General features: G+C 42.4%; 14 protein-coding genes. 5 read left to right on the top strand and 9 right to left on the bottom strand.

Going from position 1 to position 17106, the window contains the following annotated elements:
* Positions 1–5 precede the first annotated feature (5 nt).
* Together AC6B99_RS30865 and AC6B99_RS30860 are read right to left on the bottom strand one after the other, a co-directional pair.
* Positions 6–1061 carry a HAMP domain-containing sensor histidine kinase gene (locus tag AC6B99_RS30865; protein ID WP_496664955.1) on the bottom strand — a complete coding sequence of 352 codons (1056 nt, stop codon included), beginning with the start codon at positions 1059–1061 and terminating at the stop codon, positions 6–8.
* Entirely contained in the window at positions 1058–1735 is a 678-nt protein-coding gene (locus AC6B99_RS30860; protein ID WP_496664954.1) for a response regulator transcription factor, read from the bottom strand. The genes AC6B99_RS30865 and AC6B99_RS30860 overlap by 4 nt, the downstream gene beginning before the upstream one ends.
* A 1085-nt stretch (positions 1736–2820) precedes the next feature.
* On the opposite strand from AC6B99_RS30860, the gene AC6B99_RS30855 reads away from it, so the two are divergent.
* On the top strand, positions 2821–3207 hold the full coding sequence (locus AC6B99_RS30855) for a MerR family transcriptional regulator (RefSeq protein WP_056037749.1): 387 nt from the start codon (positions 2821–2823) through the stop codon (positions 3205–3207).
* A 71-nt stretch (positions 3208–3278) separates the two neighbouring features.
* Positions 3279–4124 (top strand): oxidoreductase, encoded by an 846-nt coding sequence (locus AC6B99_RS30850; protein WP_056037747.1) that lies wholly within the window; start codon positions 3279–3281, stop codon positions 4122–4124.
* A 317-nt stretch (positions 4125–4441) separates the two neighbouring features.
* On the opposite strand, the gene AC6B99_RS30845 is transcribed toward AC6B99_RS30850, so the two are convergent.
* Complete coding sequence (locus AC6B99_RS30845; protein ID WP_056037745.1) at positions 4442–5401, bottom strand: NAD(P)H-dependent flavin oxidoreductase; 960 nt, start codon at positions 5399–5401, stop codon at positions 4442–4444.
* A 132-nt stretch (positions 5402–5533) separates the two neighbouring features.
* Here AC6B99_RS30845 and AC6B99_RS30840 point away from each other — a divergent pair, with 132 nt between their 5' ends.
* The gene (locus AC6B99_RS30840) at positions 5534–5893 is read left to right on the top strand and encodes a winged helix-turn-helix transcriptional regulator (protein ID WP_327204927.1); all 360 of its coding nucleotides are present in this window, start codon (positions 5534–5536) and stop codon (positions 5891–5893) included.
* A gap of 88 nt (positions 5894–5981) precedes the next feature.
* Here AC6B99_RS30840 and AC6B99_RS30835 read toward each other — a convergent pair whose 3' ends face one another.
* Positions 5982–6662: a TetR/AcrR family transcriptional regulator gene (locus AC6B99_RS30835; RefSeq protein ID WP_063892599.1), complete on the bottom strand. Its 681-nt coding sequence runs from the start codon at positions 6660–6662 to the stop codon at positions 5982–5984.
* A 144-nt stretch (positions 6663–6806) separates the two neighbouring features.
* Between AC6B99_RS30835 and AC6B99_RS30830 the strand changes: the two genes are divergently transcribed.
* Positions 6807–7775 carry an aldo/keto reductase gene (locus AC6B99_RS30830; RefSeq protein WP_496664953.1) on the top strand — a complete coding sequence of 323 codons (969 nt, stop codon included), beginning with the start codon at positions 6807–6809 and terminating at the stop codon, positions 7773–7775.
* A 121-nt stretch (positions 7776–7896) separates the two neighbouring features.
* On the opposite strand, the gene AC6B99_RS30825 is transcribed toward AC6B99_RS30830, so the two are convergent.
* Entirely contained in the window at positions 7897–8067 is a 171-nt protein-coding gene (locus AC6B99_RS30825; protein ID WP_155973286.1) for a hypothetical protein, read from the bottom strand.
* 55 nt (positions 8068–8122) lie between these two features.
* On the bottom strand, positions 8123–8992 hold the full coding sequence (locus AC6B99_RS30820) for an AraC family transcriptional regulator (RefSeq protein ID WP_496664952.1): 870 nt from the start codon (positions 8990–8992) through the stop codon (positions 8123–8125).
* A gap of 143 nt (positions 8993–9135) precedes the next feature.
* Between AC6B99_RS30820 and AC6B99_RS30815 the strand changes: the two genes are divergently transcribed.
* Positions 9136–10326 carry an MFS transporter gene (locus AC6B99_RS30815; RefSeq protein ID WP_496664951.1) on the top strand — a complete coding sequence of 397 codons (1191 nt, stop codon included), beginning with the start codon at positions 9136–9138 and terminating at the stop codon, positions 10324–10326.
* A 793-nt stretch (positions 10327–11119) separates the two neighbouring features.
* Here AC6B99_RS30815 and AC6B99_RS30810 read toward each other — a convergent pair.
* The 3 genes from AC6B99_RS30810 to AC6B99_RS30800 all read right to left on the bottom strand — a co-directional run bounded on the left by AC6B99_RS30810 (position 11120) and on the right by AC6B99_RS30800 (position 17103).
* Positions 11120–13276: a glycoside hydrolase family 3 N-terminal domain-containing protein gene (locus AC6B99_RS30810; RefSeq protein WP_200931643.1), complete on the bottom strand. Its 2157-nt coding sequence runs from the start codon at positions 13274–13276 to the stop codon at positions 11120–11122.
* Between the two features lie 29 nt (positions 13277–13305).
* On the bottom strand, positions 13306–16074 hold the full coding sequence (locus AC6B99_RS30805) for a family 78 glycoside hydrolase catalytic domain (protein ID WP_442952540.1): 2769 nt from the start codon (positions 16072–16074) through the stop codon (positions 13306–13308).
* A 156-nt stretch (positions 16075–16230) separates the two neighbouring features.
* On the bottom strand, positions 16231–17103 hold the full coding sequence (locus AC6B99_RS30800; protein WP_496664950.1) for a carbohydrate ABC transporter permease: 873 nt from the start codon (positions 17101–17103) through the stop codon (positions 16231–16233).
* Positions 17104–17106 lie beyond the last annotated feature (3 nt).

The raw sequence follows: 17106 nt of genomic DNA, 5'->3' as shown, positions 1-17106 counted from the left end.
CCAGTTTATCTACAGAAGATGACGGTAAATTTACTGCCCTTACCTTGCTCGCTGTGAACGATAATATTGCCTTGGCAAAGTTCTACTATGCGTTTTACCAAAGGAAGTCCCAGTCCATACCCTTTTTTGGAATGAGATGCATCCCCCTGAAAAAACTTATCAAAAAGATGGGCTTTCGTATGTTCATCCATGCCAACCCCATAATCCTGGATACTAAAATGAATCTCTTCATTAACAAGGGCAAGGGTGATTTCAATAAAACCAGCTTTGTGGGAAAATTTAATTGCATTATCCACCAGATTGATCCAAATCTGCTGTAGCATTTCTTCATTACTGCTATAAATTACTTTATCCAAATCCAGATTTATGGTGATGTCTTTGTCTGACCACTTGGGCTCCAATAAAATGATGCTCCTTCTGATCTGTTCATCCAGCCTAAACGGGACTTTATCCATCATAATCTCTAGATTCTCGTATTTTGCCAAAGTAAGAACATTGCTGGAAAGCATGGCTAAACGCTCGGATTCCTTAATGATAATGTCCAGATAATCTTGCCTTTCTTCCTCAGATAGCGAATTCTCTTTAAGAATTTTGGCAAAACCGCGAACCGAGACAATAGGTGTTTTGAATTCATGCGAAAAGTTGTTGATAAAATCACTTCGCAGCGTTTCAATACCTGAAAGCTCATTAGTCATTTTGTTGAAACTCTCCGACAATTCTTCCAATTCTCCGATACCCTTCAAATTTACCTTTACACTAAAATCGCCATCCGCAACCCTATGGATCGAATCAATGACCTTTCGTATGGGATTCAATGCTTTTTTGCTGAGAAAGGCAGTAAGTGCGGTTCCTATTAAAACACATAAGCCAAAGAGAAACAAAATCGAGAGCAGACGTTCGCCGAATCCTTGACTCGGGGAAGGCGTAAGTGAAATAACACCGATATACTGCAGCAGAATAGTACAGCCGAACAGCAGGAGAAATGTCGCCACCAGCACACCGAAAACAAACAATACCAAAGTTATCGCTAGACTTATTCTCTTATGAAAAAATTCTTTCATTTGGTATGCAGCACCGCCTTATAGCCTAGTCCTCTAATCACAATAATCTCAAACTCTGGCCAATCTCGAAAACGGTTGCGTAAGCGATTGACATGAACAGTCAGTGTGTGATCATCCGTTTCGGAATCCATCCCCCAGATTTCATCCATAAGCTGCAGTCGGGTAAAGATCAGGTTTGGATAAGAAAGTAACTTAAATAACAAATAAAATTCCTTGGTGGGAAGAAGGTTAACTTCATCTTCGCGTGTTGCCGTCAGCGTATCATAATCCAGTACAACTTTCCCGATGGTCAGCTTGTGTTCGTTAGCAATCCTTGCTCTCCGCAGAAGAGCTCTGATCCGGAGTACAAGCTCTTCTTCATCTACAGGTTTTGTCATATAATCATCCGTACCAGCAAGAAATCCCTGTCTTTTATCTTTCGGCTCCTGTTTGGCTGTAACCATCAGGATCGGCAAATGCTCCGACAATACCCGAAGCTGTCGTGTCAATTCATAGCCGTCCATATTGGGCATCATTAAATCAAGGACTACTAAATCTATATGCTGGTATTCGATAATCTCAAGCGCTGTTATCCCGTCCTCTGCCCAATATGTTTTAAAGCCTCTCGTTTGTAAGACCACACACATCAACTTCCTGGTACTTTCGTCATCTTCAACTACTAATATATTTAACATTTAAAGAATCTCCTTCTCTCATCAATAAGATGTCTCATTTTACCGTCGAAAAGTAAATTGAAAATAAACCTATTCGTTGAGTTTCAGGTACAACTAGAAAACAAGGGAGTGATCTCTGACGTGCAGAATAAAAATCTAATAAAAGGAATAAAGTTCTAAAGATTATGGGCACTGTTCTATTAACGTTAGCCTTAATATTTAGCGGCATGTTTTTATATGTACGTTCGCATCCATGAATTATTATTGGCTTCATTCGAGATGCGTTATACAAAGGGAATCCGATTAATTCCTTTGAACCTTATAATCCACCGGAAAGAAAATACGGATATCACAATTAAAAGACCGACGATAGTTTACTTCCATGGTGGAGGATATTTCGTTGGAGACAAGGTAATGGGAGATCTATGGCAGTAACTGATGATGCCCCTATAAAGACTGACGAACTTAACTTTGCTACAAGAGTAATAATCCGTCAATACCTAGGTATTGGTACTAATGAATTCAAAACAGCAAAATTGCAGATCAATATAATGCTATATTACATGTAACTGGCGATTATCCACCATCATTTATTACTGCTGCCAATGGCGATGGGTTTCCTACAGATATGAAAGCCTTGTCCGATAAGCTTACGTCATATTTTTCAGTTGAAGAACAGGCACTCCGCTTGTAGCATAAGAGTATGGACCCTATGAACTTGTAGCCGGCCACTACTGCAATACGATCCTTCTAATTCTGGAATGGCGCTTTTTAAAAGAGAACGACTTCTCCAAAGCGCAAGCTTTGCAATATTTAAATATTTTGCTGGGTGTTTTGAATATCGGCGAGAAAAAAGAACCTGAATCTTAAATAAAAAAACTACTGACTGGTTTTTCTGGATAACACGAATGCGAACGCCTCTCCAGCGTTTGCCGCAAGCGACAGCCTTTCAGTGCCAGGATCAACCTTCACAAATTAGGTCTGCTATACTGCATTGTTTATGGATGCAACATTATTTATATTTCTTTCAGCATATTTTTGTAATATGATCTTATTTATACATTACATCTTAAAGCCAACTTTAAGATTAAGAGAGGACAAACCCTATGTTTAGCATAAATGAAATCGTAAAAATAACAGGACTCCCCGCTTCAACTCTACGTTATTATGAAGAGGTAGGAATTCTACCCGTTGTAAACCGGAATTCCGGTGGAAGAAGAGAATACTCCGAGGAGATTTTGGAGTGGCTGGAATTAATTATTGCCCTGAAGAATACAGGCATGACAATAGAGGAGATCAAAGCGTATACAGACCTTATCTTGCAAGGGGATGAGACACTGGATGCGAGAAAGGATTTTTTATCAGCGCACAAAATGAAAGTTGAAAAGTCAGTACTGCAAACCCAACTACATTTGGAAAAAATAATACGCAAAATTGCAATTTACGATATATTAATGTACAAACAGACATCAGACAAAAAAACCTTACTCTAACGTGTGATTTGACTTCAAGCTTACTTTAAGTAGTAAACTATGATGTATAACTACTTAGAGGAGTGATTATATTGTCTCTGCAGGAAAAAGTTTGGATTATCACTGGATGCTCTACCGGTTTTGGGCGTCACATCGCGAAGCATGCGATTAATGCAGGTTACAAGGTTGTAGTCACTGCACGCAATCTTGAAGCGATCCGGGATATTACAGAAAGCCATGAAGAAAATACGCTTACTTTGCCGTTAGATGTAACAAACAAAGATCAGATTAACAGCGTGGTTTCTAAAACAATTGAAAAATTTGGCCATATTGATGTATTAGTAAACAATGCCGGCATTGGTTATTTTGCTTCCGTTGAAGAAAGTATCGAAGAAGAAACACGGAAGATGTTTGAAATCAACTTCTGGGGTCTTATGCATATGACCAATGCCGTCCTACCGTATATGCGAAACCGGAAGTCCGGCCATATAATTAATTTCTCTTCCATCGGCGGCTTAGTCTCTTTCCCTACACTTGGTTACTATCACGCTACGAAATATGCCCTTGAGGGTATTTCTGAGAGTCTTGCTCAAGAAGTAGCGTCATTCAATATTCATGTAACATTGATTGAACCCGGCTCCTTCCGCACTGATTGGGGCGGTCGTTCTTCAGTAAAAACCGAGACACTAATTTCTGATTATAGTGAATCCTCAGTAGGCCAAATGTTGAACTTTTTACAGCAAGGAGGCGGGCAAGAAGCGGGTGATCCTGCAAAGGCTGCAGAAGCAGTTATCATGGTCGCTCAAGCCGATAAACCACCGCTTCGTCTACTTCTTGGTGAAGGAGCCTATCTGGGTGCCACAACTAAATTTACAAACTTACTTGCAAGTATAGAAGAATGGAAAGAGACAACACTCAACGCTGATTTTAAAAACTAATCATCTGTTATCTCAATTTAAAGTGTTGTCTGACTACTATAGTTGGACAACACTTTTTAATTGCTCATCCGTAATAGGAGCGGAGCAAAGGTTGAAGTGCTAAAGGGAACCAGGGTACCCCACCGTCATCCCCTTATGTTCGACAGGTACTCCCCCACTTCTTATAGCATCTCTCACCCGTTTAATTACAGAGGATGCCTGTAAGTGTTTACATAGAGGGATGCTGAATCCTCATTTAAATAAATTAATAAAACAAAAAAACAGCTTACCCGTAGATAAGCCGTTTTTGAAATTCCAATGAGAAACGCTTCTGCAATTCAGCTTATCGAATGAGCTACTTCCTCAATAATTTCCTTGCATGTATTAATTTGTTTGATCCCTCCTGCAGCAGGCGAGATGCTCAACGTCCCATTCACTAAATCACCTTCCAAAATGCCTATTTTGATCCCATCTTTATAATATTTTAAGGCTTCTTCTTTCTTCCCGTTCTTTAGTAGCTCATAAGCTTTTTTTCCTGCTTCAGTTGGAATCGTTCTTTCGTTCGCACCTTCTAATTCCAGAAAATCTTCACTGTTTGCATTTATAATGGCTTGCTTGGCAGTAATGCTCGCAGGGTTCTCCAGTGCAGTAATAAATCTTGTTCCCATGTAGACACCTTCTGCTCCCATCGCAAATACAGCTTTGGCACCTTTCCCATCAACAATTCCTCCCGCTGCGATAACAGGTACGCTAACAACGGATGTAACTTGAGATACTAGAGAGGATGTACTTATATCGTACTGGCTAATGTGCCCTCCTGCTTCTCTTCCCGTAACAATTAAGGCATCGACGCCTAACTGGTCTGCTTCAATCGAACTCTGAACTGTCGGATTAATAGGTCTATACAATATTGTGAAACCATGTTTCTTCAATTTTTCCACTTCACTTCTGATCATTTTAAAACCAATTGCAACGACAGTTTTCACTTGTTCCTCAACTAAGACATCGAATAAAGCATTGGTAAACGGTGAGCTTTCATCTTCGTTATGAGGAAATATATAATTAACTGCAAACGTTTTATTCGTTAGTTGTTTCACTTTTCGGATTTCCGACTTAAGATTTCCAGAGAATTGTTCAAGACTGGAAGCGGGCATATTTTGCCCGGCATTAGGACCTAATACCCCCAAACCGCCGGCATTAGATACAGCCGCGACAAACTCAGCCGATGTCACCCAATTCATAGCTGCTGAGATTACCGGATAGTCAATATTTAATAGCTTAGTGATACGATTATTCATAAAATATTCCCCCTATTTGAGTAAGCTGATTATATTTCATATAATAAAGTTAACTCCCCAAATTTAAAAGTAGGCAATAAAAGTGGAGTTAGTATCATTTAATGTACTATGTACAAGAGAGGGATAAATGATGTGACTAGAATATGCAAAGATGGCTTTCAAAAAGAATTTATAGAAGAATATCCTGTAATTTTTGGTATGGCGTATACACAGCATGTGCTTTCTGGGCGCTGGAAATTTCTTATTCTTTGGTTTTTAAAAACAAAGGAACACCGTTTTGGTGAAATCAAAGCATTGTTAAATGATATTTCACAAGGGTCTCTAACCAAGCAATTACGTGAATTAGAAAAGGATGGTCTGATATACCGTAACGTTTTTCCAGAGGTACCTCCTAGAGTGGAGTATTCACTAACACCAAAAGGGCGTGAGTTCCTCCCCATTCTAGAGATGATGGAGAGCTTTGGATTGAAGTTTGGAAAAACGATCGATTGAAGCCTGACAAGCAATAGTGTGAGAATTAGATAGCTAAAAAGAATGTAGCAAAAGCAAAAGACATCCATAATTGTGGATGTCTTTTGCTTTAAGTTGAATATAAAGCTTTTGATACCTTTAATGTTAAATAATCAATTTTGGGCACAATAAGATTGTCATCCACCAAAAAGAGCTTCTCAGGCTTAAACAACTGTATCTTTTTCAATTTGTAAAAATCATAAAGTACCTGTTCAACCGTCAAATGATTCATTAGTAGATATCTAGTATCTAACATGGTGGCCAGTAATTGATCTTGCAAAATCAAAACTTGCCCATTTAATTCATTGAAAATTCCATTTCTAATTCCTTCATTGTAAAAGTTGAGCAATTGTTTTTCGCGCTCTTGTATGACAATAAACAATTGTTCATATATCTGGGGATACTCGCTGGAAAGATCTCTCTTGTATTCCTCAGTAATAAATGTAGAAAGTGAAACGGATTGCTCAAATAGCTGTTGAAAACGGGCAGCATACAAACTTTCTTCATTTGGCGGATCGAGTATTATCATTTCCTTGAAAAATTCAATAAAAGAATTTGTGACGATTTGGATAATTTCTTCTTTTGTAGAGAAATATTTATACAAAGTCACTCTACTTATATTCATTATTTTCGCAATTTCATCCATTCGTAAAGAATGAAATCCACTTTTATTTATGCACGGTAACAATCTAAAAAGTAATTTGTTCTGGCTTTCACGAAACTTCTCAATATTTTTTTGCTCATCCTTCAAAATGGTCCCCCCCCTTTTTTTCATAGTATAACTGAAGTTTCATGTTTTATAAAGAATACTATCTTTACACTTATTATTAAACTTGTAAACTTTGTTCGTTGGTGATATGATAATCACGATTCCAATAACAGAGGAGTGACCAAAATGAAAACACGCAAATTAGGCAACAGTGAAATTACAGTATCGTCGATTGGTTTAGGACTTATGGGAATGTCTGGTTTATATGGTCAAAGTAATGACGAACAGTCGATACAAACAATTCAGAGAGCAATAGACCTCGGTGTTAATCTCTTAGATACTGCAGATGTTTATGGAAATGGGCATAACGAAGAATTACTCGGACGAGCATTAAAAGGTCGGCGAGAGCAAGCGATTGTTGCTACCAAATTCGCACATGGACCGAACTTCCAAGGAGTTAACGGTCATCCGGACTATGTTAAAAAAGCGGTAGAAGATAGCCTGCTCCGATTAGATATCGACTATATTGATCTTTATTATCAACATCGTGTTGATCCTAACGTACCTATCGAAGAAACAGTTGGAGCGATGGCAGACCTCGTTAAGGAAGGTAAAGTGCGCTATCTTGGCCTATCCGAAGCATCAGCACAAACTATAAGACGTGCTCATGCTGTACATCCTATATCTGCGCTACAAACCGAATATTCCCTTTGGAGTAGAGATGTAGAGGCCGAAATTCTACCTGTTGTCAACGAATTGGGAATCACATTTGTTGCTTATAGTCCTTTAAGTCGTGGATTTATATCCGGAGAACTACGCAAATTTGAGGATCTTGCAGAGGACGATGTCCGTAGATATTTACCACGATTCCAAAAAGAGAATTTCCAAAAGAACGTGGATATCGTTGATGAGATTACAAAGATCGCCAAAGAAAAAGGCAGTACACCATCGCAACTGGCATTGGCATGGTCATTAGCAAAAGGAGCACTTCCAATCCCTGGAACGAGACGAGTTAGTTTTCTAGAGGAAAATGCAGGAGCTTCGGACATTGTGCTAACTCCAGATGACTTAGCGCGTATTGAAGCTGTTAGCCCTCAGTCTGCTGTTCAAGGCGGTAGATACGATGATATCAGCATGAAAGGTTTAAATATTTGAAGGTAAAGTTAGTTTAATGACACCAGCGGCAGTCTAAGACTTTATTATAGAAGTCTTGGTACGCCGCTGTTTCTTTTAATACAACAATCTAAAACTCATTTTTCATTGAACAATTACCGAACTAATAATCGTCACTAAGGTGGACCTGGCTTACAATATCTTGATCATGATTGCCGAATAAGGAACCATACAGAGTCAATCCTCCTACGTTAACAGCCTGCTTATCAACAAAGTAATGGAGCGTCCAGAACGAATCCTGCAGGTTGATATCCGCAAGGGTCACCTCTGCCATACGTTCTTCATGTGCAAGGGCCTGAGTGCGTATAGAGAATTTCATGTTCTGCCGCTTAACGCATTCGCAGATGTTTTGGAGTGACACCAAAGGCTTTTTTAAACATTCGGTCAAAATACCCCACGGTTTCAAATCCGGTCATTTCGGCAACTTCCGAAACGGTATTTCCCGTGGTCAGCAGTAATCCTCTAGCCTTATTCAACCTGAACTGAATGAGATAGTCCACAGGAGAAGTATCCGTCCCTTCCTTAAAGCAGCGCAACGCCTCGCTTTTACTTACCTTTGCAGCAGAGGCAATATCCATAAGGCAGAGTTTCTCCCTATAGTTCTCATAAATGTACTCCAGCATCATTCGCAGCCGTGCCTGAGTGTTCAGAAAACTAGGTGTTTGTGGCAATTCCATGCAGGAGTGTCGATGTAAGTACAAACTGCGCCATAAGGACGCGATACCAATTTGAACGTCAATCTCTTTTGTTTCTTCCCCTGAATTCAATAGATGGAAGACAGTCTGCAAATTTCGTATGATCTCTTCTTGCCAATGAATACGGCTGCTCAAATATAAGCATGAAATGGAGGAGTACAGAAGGGGGTGTACAAATTTTTGGTAAACCGTCTGATTACCACCCGACACTAACTCCGGTGAAAACACGATGTTAGGCACAATCGCTCTCTTACTAGCTTTATAACCGTGAATAATCCTCGTATTTATGAAAATCCCATCTCCTTCGCTGAGCGGCACAGACTTTTCGCCTATCCAATAGTCCGCATGCCCTTCCTGGATGAAAGCAAATTCCACTTCATCATGCCAGTGGCGGTTAATGCTGTGATTTGAAAACTGTGCGGTATCGTCTACATAATATTCAATCGGAAATTGCCGGGAGCCGTGTGTTGCCATCTCCTTCATTTGTTCGTCCGTGACTACCACAACTCTCCCCCCTTTTTTGGCGATATAGTACTACATTATGAATTAATTATGCAAGAAAAACACTATTTCTCTGTGATATATTTGAACTCGTGTTCAGAGATTTCCCTGGACTCCCGTTTTCGACAACATCGCAGGAGGGTACTATGGCAAGACTTCTATTATTGATTATCTTCATTGCATTTATCAGCTTGGGGATCCCAGATTCACTTTTTGGCACAGCTTGGCCAGCCATTAACCAAGAGTTCGAATTACCGGTTTCGGCAGCAGGATACGTCACATTCGCCATTTCTGGATGTACAATCATTTCGAGTTTGATTAGCGCTAAGGTGATTAACAAGTACGGTACCGGCAAGGTCACTGCAATCAGCGTCATTATGACTGCTGCTGCACTGCTGGGCTTCGCTTATTCATCGAGTCTACTTTGGTTGTGCCTGTTTGCCCTTCCGCTCGGACTGGGTGCTGGAGCTGTAGATTCGGGGCTCAACAACTACGTGGCGCTCCATTATAAAGCCAGCCATATGAATCTTCTGCATTGCTTTTATGGTGTCGGGGTTTCCATCAGTCCTTATCTGATGTCACTTTCGCTTTCTGAACAGAACAACTGGCGGGAAGGTTATTACACGGTTTCTCTGATTCAGGGTGTTATCGCACTCATCGTCTTGCTAACCTTGCCTGTATGGAAGAAAGCTAACCGGAGCCTTCAAGAAGACAGGGGGAATGTATCCAAAACAGTCAGTCTTGCCTATCTGTTTAGGCTACCTTCAGCCAGAGCGGCATGGATGACCTTTATCAGTTCCTGTGCAATCGAGACAACCGCAGGCATCTGGGGAAGCACTTTCCTGGTACATACCAAAGGCTTGTCCGTAGAAAGTGCAGCCAAATACCTCACCTTGTATTATATAGGGATGACAGCAGGAAGACTGCTCTCTGGTCTACTAGCAGATAAGCTATCGAGCTGGAAATTGATCCATATTGGACAAAGCATCCTAGCCGCCGCGCTAATAACACTTATGCTACCCATTCAATCAGAATTCTCTGCTTTAGCCCTCTTCATGGTCGGTTTTGGAATCGCGCCTATTTTCCCCAACCTCACCCATCTGACCCCAGCAAATTTCGGAAAAGACATCTCACAATCGATGATGGGGGCCCAGATGGCTGCCTCCTATGTGGGGATTACAATAATGCCACCACTGTTTGGTTTGCTAGCGCAAAGGCTTGGCATGAATTTATTCCCCTATTATCTGGCGGCTCTATTCGTAATCATGATCTTGTCGATAACAACACTAATAACAAGATTAAAAAAACAAAACCTATATGCTCCCGCCAAAAAGTAAAAAACCCAAGGTATAAATCATTTAGTCGCCAACACAAAACACATTCAAGATGGTTTCTCTAGTTGAAGCATACAAATGAGACGAAGCGGAGAATCCAGCTTCGTCTCATTTCTTTTACAACTTTAAGGGGTTATATAAGCCCTGAATTCTCAAGTACCCTCTGGATAATAGTCGCTACCTCGGCTCTGGTTATAACCGTATCTGCAGCCAGCAACGAAGGACTTCGCCCATTGACAATACCATTATTTAAGCAGAATACTACAGCATCTTTGGCCGAATCCGCTACTCTGCCTGCATCTGTATTGATGAAGTACATGCAGCAATTACTCGTGAAGAGGCGACGGTTATGATTGGGAGAGCTATGGAGAAGATAACCGGCTTTAATCCAAGTTTCTCTGCTGTTACCAAGATGGAACTTTGACGGCCGTATGCTGGCGGTTGTACGTTCCGGACAACAGGCTGGCAACATTGAGGTGATTGCCGAAAGTGAGGGTTTCGAGCCGGTCAGCATTGAGTTACTCTGCCAGTAGCTTCCGGGTTTTAAAATCAATGATCCCGTTTAGCTTTAAACTGTCTAAACAAAAATCTGACGCCGCTCAATGTGTCGGCGTCAGATTTTTGGCTTGTTTTATTAATCAAGTAGAAACGGTACCTTCCTTTAAAAAAGGTGTATTTTACAGCTCTTACATAGTCCTCAGGAAAAGTTGAGACAAGGTCACGAGTTCCGCTTCTGTATCGGATCAAATATTGTAGCCTCCGCCAGGGAGGACTAATACCGCTGCAATTCACCGCTTTATAGCCAGAACTTACTTGACAGACAATCTACTGAATTCCCTCCCACAAAAACTTCAAATTCTCCTTCTTCAATAACATAATTCATACTCATGTCATAGTAGCCCATTGCCTGATAGGGCACTTTAAAGACGACTTCGCTTTCCTCTCCTGCCTGTAATGGAACCTTCTCAAAATCAACTAGCTGCTTTACCGGTCGGACCCGCTTCGCTACGATATCGCGGATATAACACTGGGTAATTTCATTCCCTTCGCGATCTCCGGTATTCCTTACCTTAACGGACACCCTGATCCCTTCCTCTTCTTTACTCACCTGCAGATCAGAATATGCGAATGTCGTATAACTTAAGCCATACCCGAAGGGATAAAGTGGCTCTAGCGGTGTGTCTAGATATTTTGAAGTGAATTTGCTTTTTCCACCTGGTCGGCCCGTATTTATATGTGCATAGTAAACTGGACATTGCCCGCTGGCATATGGGAAGGTAGTGGTTAATTTAGCAGATGGGTTTACTTTCCCGAAAAGTATATTGAGAAGTGCATGACCTGCTTCTACTCCCGGATGCCATGCCTCAATAATTGCAGACACATTCTCCGCTACCCACGGAATCGCTAAGGGTCTTCCGTTAAAAAGAAGCGCAATAACCGGTTTTCCGGTTTTCACTAATTTCTTTACTAAATCTATTTGTTCTTCGGGCAGTTCAATAGCAGCACGGCTGGCTGCCTCTCCGCTCTGATTCTTCACTTCCCCGATCGCGGCCACATAAACATCGCAATCTTCCGGAAAGGTTGCACCTTCAGACATGTAAATATAGTCAATGCCTTGAGCCTTGCAAGCATCGACAAGACTTACACAGTCTTCTCCGTCAGCTTTGATCGCCCAGGCTCCTGTCATTTCTCCTCGGTTATTGGCCAGTTCACCGGCAATTCCCAGCCGTACTCCAGTTTTTAAAGGCAGCAAATTTCCTTCATTTTTCAGCAGAACGATGGATTTCTCGGCCGCTTCTCTTGCCAGGGCACGGTAAGCTGGCTTCAACATTGCAACTTTCTCGCGTTCTTCGGTAGTGCGGTACGGATGTTCAAATAATCCCAATTCAAACTTAACCCGCAATACGTCAGCAACAGCTCTGTCCAGAATTTGTTCATCCACAGCACCGTTACTAATCAGTTCGACTAGCGAATCGCTGTACGCATTCGAGGTCATATCCATATCAAGCCCGGCTTCGATCGCTTGCTTGGCAGCATCTGCAGTATCCACGGCAATTCCATGGGTTACACATTCAGCGATGGCATTCGCATCGCTGATAGTCATACCATCAAATCCCCATTGTTTACGAAGTACATCTGTAAGCAGCCATGAATTCACTGTGCACGGGATTCCGTTAATATCATTAAAAGCAGGCATAACCGCTCTTGCCCCGGCTCTGACACAGGCTTCGAACGGTGGCAGATACTCTTCAAATAATCGCTGGATTGACATATCTACACGGTTGTAATCTTTCCCGGCTTCTGCCGCTCCGTAACCGGCAAAATGTTTAATACAAGCCGCCATGGCATCTTCCTTGGTCAAATCATCCCCCTGGAATCCCTTAACCTTAGCAGCACCATACTTGGAAGACAGCAAAACATCTTCTCCTGCACCTTCACTCACTCGGCCCCATCTGGCATCTCTGGATACATCCACCATTGGAGCAAAAGTCATATGAACGCCACCCGCAGTTGCTTCTTCGGCCGCAATTCTTGCTGTTCTTTCCCAAAGCTCTGGCTCCCATGCACAGCTTTCCGCCAGCGGGATAGGCGTAACAGTGCGGTAACCATGAATGACATCGTATCCAAATAAAAGAGGGATTCCCAAACGGGTTTCCGTTACCGCTATTTTCTGCAAATCATTCGCCGTTTTCGCATCGTTTAGTCCATTGTAAGAACCGATTCTCCCTGCTTTCAAGTCTTCCTCATGAAAGTCCTGTTTCGCAGTACTCATCATATTTTGGAAGTCGGCTTTACTGATTCTCCCGTCGTATACCATGTTAACCAATTCTTCAAAGCTTACGTCAAATGCTCCTACCAAAGAAGGCCCGCACTGTTGCAGTTGACCTACCTTCTCTTCAATAGTCATCTTCGTCAGTAAGGTTTGAATTTCATTTTCATAATTTTTCTTCAATTGGGTTCCTCCGAAAGATGTGAAATATATTAAGCACCTAATGAAAAACGGTAGTCGCCGCTTCCTACGGAAATGCATTGTCCGTCCGGCAAATACACCCTAGCTCTTGTATTTACAGGCACACTGCATTCATAGATCAAACCATTTTTCGTTTTTTTCCACCTGGAACGAATGGTTCCATAAAGGCATTCATAACTGGCTTCGGCGTGTGTTAGCGTGCCGCCAATAATTGGTCGAAGCTCAAACTCCCGATACCCAGGCGCCTCGAACAATGGAGTAATTCCTGCCACCCTACTGAATAAAAAGTCGCAGACAGCACCATAGCTATAATGATTATAAGAACCATGATGCTGATCCATCCCGTCCCAGTTTTCAAGAATGGTCGTGCTGCCGAGCAGGACTGCATGCAGCCAGCTTGGATTCTCAGTTTGCTCTAAAATCCGGAAAGCAATCTCTGAGTATCCGTAATCCACCAGTACATGAAGTAAAAAAGGCGTGGATAGAAAGCCGGTATTCAGACGATAGTTATTATTTTCTATTTCCTTTAGGAGCTGCTCTACAACACTCTCGCGCTTTTCTTCTGAACAGAGATCCATAGCAAGTACCCGAACATAAGCCGCCTGATGGCCTGGTTCGATAACCCCGTCATCTCCGATCAAGTACCTATCATAAACTTTACGGATTTTGTCCGCGATCTTCTTGTATTTCGTACAGTCCTCTTGATTGCCCAAGATCTGCGCCATATGCGCCACATTTTCGGCGGAACGGCACATATAAGCAGTTGCTACGCGTGGATTGCCATGTGTTCTCATCCGCATGATTGCTTCTGCTACAGATTCCCCGGTATCTTCTTTCGTGATAGGCTCCAGCCATTCTCCGAAGTGCATCTTTGTGTCAAAAATATAATCAGCATCTAATTCTCCTTCTTCATAATTTAGATACTGCGATTCCTGCGCATACAGCGGATTATGCTGTTTTGCACAGGCAAGCATATAATCGACCCATTTTCTGGCTGTTTCATATTGATTGACAAGAATTTGTTTGTCACCATAACATAGATAAATCATGTAAGGAATCCATACTGCTGCATCCCCCCAGCCTGCACTGTCTTCTCCAATGCTGCCATTTCCGCTAGGGCCAGCAAGCGCCCATAAAGGATTATCCTTGATGTTACGTTCCAGTTCTACCGGATTGTGAACACTACTGGTAGAAGGGAAGGTGATGCCGACTTTTCCACTCGCATATTGCTCAAGCGATAGATCTTTAAGCCACTTTTCAAAGAAAGAATATACGTTCATAAAATCAGCAGCGGTCCGTACATAAATCTGGGCATCACCAGTCCAGGCATTCCGCTCACGGGTCGGGCAATCCACCGGGACATCCATGAAATTCCCTTTCTGACTCCAGAAGCTATTCAGTACGAGCTTGTTAATTAGCAGGTTGGAGCAAATAAAGCTGCCTGTCTCTTCCATATCGGAATAAACGGCGATTGCCGTAAAGTCTCCTTCGTTGATGTCTTCATTGTAGCCTTCCACAAGAACATACCGGAAACCGAAAATAGAAAATAACGGACAGTATTCCTCTTCAGCATTTCCGGAACAATAATAAATCACTTCCTGGAATTCAGAGGACTGCAGGACGCCATGCTTAATGTTGTCGAGCGAAAAACACCCGTCCTTGAGATCTTCCCCATGGACTAATCTTATTTTCTGGCCCGCTTTGCAGTTTTTCAGCTTCATTTTTACATATCCGGCAATATTTTGGCCAAAATCAAGTACCAGCTGTCCCGCTGCATCCCGGAACGGCTGTGCAGTGAACTGCTCTTTTTCTCTGACCGGGACACTGCTGCTGGCAATTAATCGGACATCTGCATGCTCGGTTGTACAGTGCACGTTCATCCATGAGATGTCATCGAACACGGCCAATTTCCAATCCACAAATTCCTTTCTAGCGTCAAAAATGTCGCCCATGAGCATATCGGAAGCCAGCATGCCCCCCGTAGCGTATTTAAAGCGCTCATCTGTACCTATTACTTCCCTTTCACCGTTTTCATAGGTTAATTCGATCTGTCCAAAATAGTGCAGCTTATAGCCAAAGTTATTCTTAACGGTTCCGCCGGTCATTCCCCGCCACCAGCCATCGCCAAGCATGACCGCCCAGGCATTTGAACCTTCCTTCAGCAGCTTAGTGATGTCGTACGCCTGAATCTGAATTCTGGCATAATAGCTTGTCAGCCCAGGTTTAAATTTATCCTCTGTGCCGGTATACCCATTAATCCAGAATTCATAAAGCCCATGCGCTGTCTGGTAAATACGCGCCTGCTTAAGTCCAGGCTTCACTTTAAATGTTCGTCTTAAATAGGGGGCTGGCTTTCGCGCGTCGATATCGATCTCCAACTCAGGTTCAATCCATTTCGCCTGCCAGTCCGCCGGATGAAGCAATCCCATCTCCAATCGTGCAAATTCACTATGAGCAGTTTCTTGGATACCGGTTTCATCGACTGTTGTCACCGATACCTTCCAGACCACTTGTTGTCTGCTTACCAATTCTGCTCCATCATAGCGGATGAACTGACTTTCACTGCTAGTAACCATTCCGCTATTCCAAATTACCTCTCCGTTAGAATAAGCAATAAGCTGGTAATTGGACTGTATCACTCCAATATTGTCACTTTTCAGTTTCCACGAGAACCGCGGCCGCGGCTCGTCAAGTCCCAATGGATTACAAAGATATTCAGTCCTTAGGTCATATATATGAAGCAAATTAATCTCCGTCCTTTCATCAGCCGTTGTTTTCACGCCACTGAGTTACATGTATATTGATCTTTTCAGATCCTTTATAAATAAAGACCACACGTCCGTTTCCGTAGCATCCATTAGAGCAAGAATAGATAATGCTGCTTTCATTTTTTTCTTCATATGAATCTTGACCTCCCATTCCTGATCAGGCTTGTCCTACTCCTTCACTGCCCCAATCACTATACCTTTCGCAAAGAATTTTTGGAGGAAGGGATAGATCAGCAAGATCGGCAAAGCTCCGATGAAGATTTGGGCAGAATTCAGGGACAATGCATTGAATTTCGCTGCGGCTTCTGCATTCTTGATATCAATATTTGGCATCGATATAGCGGCCTTCAAGAACGTACTCAGCGGGGCGTTTTCCGGCTTCATATAGATTTGACCCGCCAACCATTCATTCCATTCTCCTACCACCGTGAACAGCCCTACTGTTGCCATGACTGGCAGCGACAAGGGTAACATCACTCTCAGATACACTTTCCAGTGCCCGGCACCATCTATAAATGCTGCTTCTTCCAGCTCCTGCGGTAATGCCTTGAAAAAATTCATAATCAGGATGATATTAAATACATTGATCATCGTCGGCAGGATCAGCGCCCATATGGTGTTATACAGACCCATTTTGGTCACCACCAGATACGTCGGAATCATCCCTCCGTTGAAAAGCATGGCTACAATAAAAAATCCGACAAACCACTTGTAGCCCGCAATCCCTTTCATCCCTCCGCCTTTGGACAGTACATAAGCTGCCATACTGGTCACCGTCAGCCCCAACGTTACACTTAACAAGGTCCGTTCCACCGAAATCCAGAGGGAACGAAGCAATTGGGTATCTTCCAGCGCCCTGCTATAGGAGTTCAAATTCAACCCAATCGGCCAAAAGGTTACTTTATTGGCAGATACGGCTGCACTGGAACTTAAGGATACAGACAAAACATGAAGAAACGGCAGGATGCAGATCACGGCCAGCATGACCATGATGATATTGTTGATGAGTTGAAATGTACTGAATTTGGCTGTTGTACGCATAGG

The sequence above is a fragment of the Paenibacillus liaoningensis genome, assembly GCF_059609455.1.
Note: the sequence above shows the minus strand (reverse complement) of the source record. Positions and strands in the feature narration are given on the sequence as shown.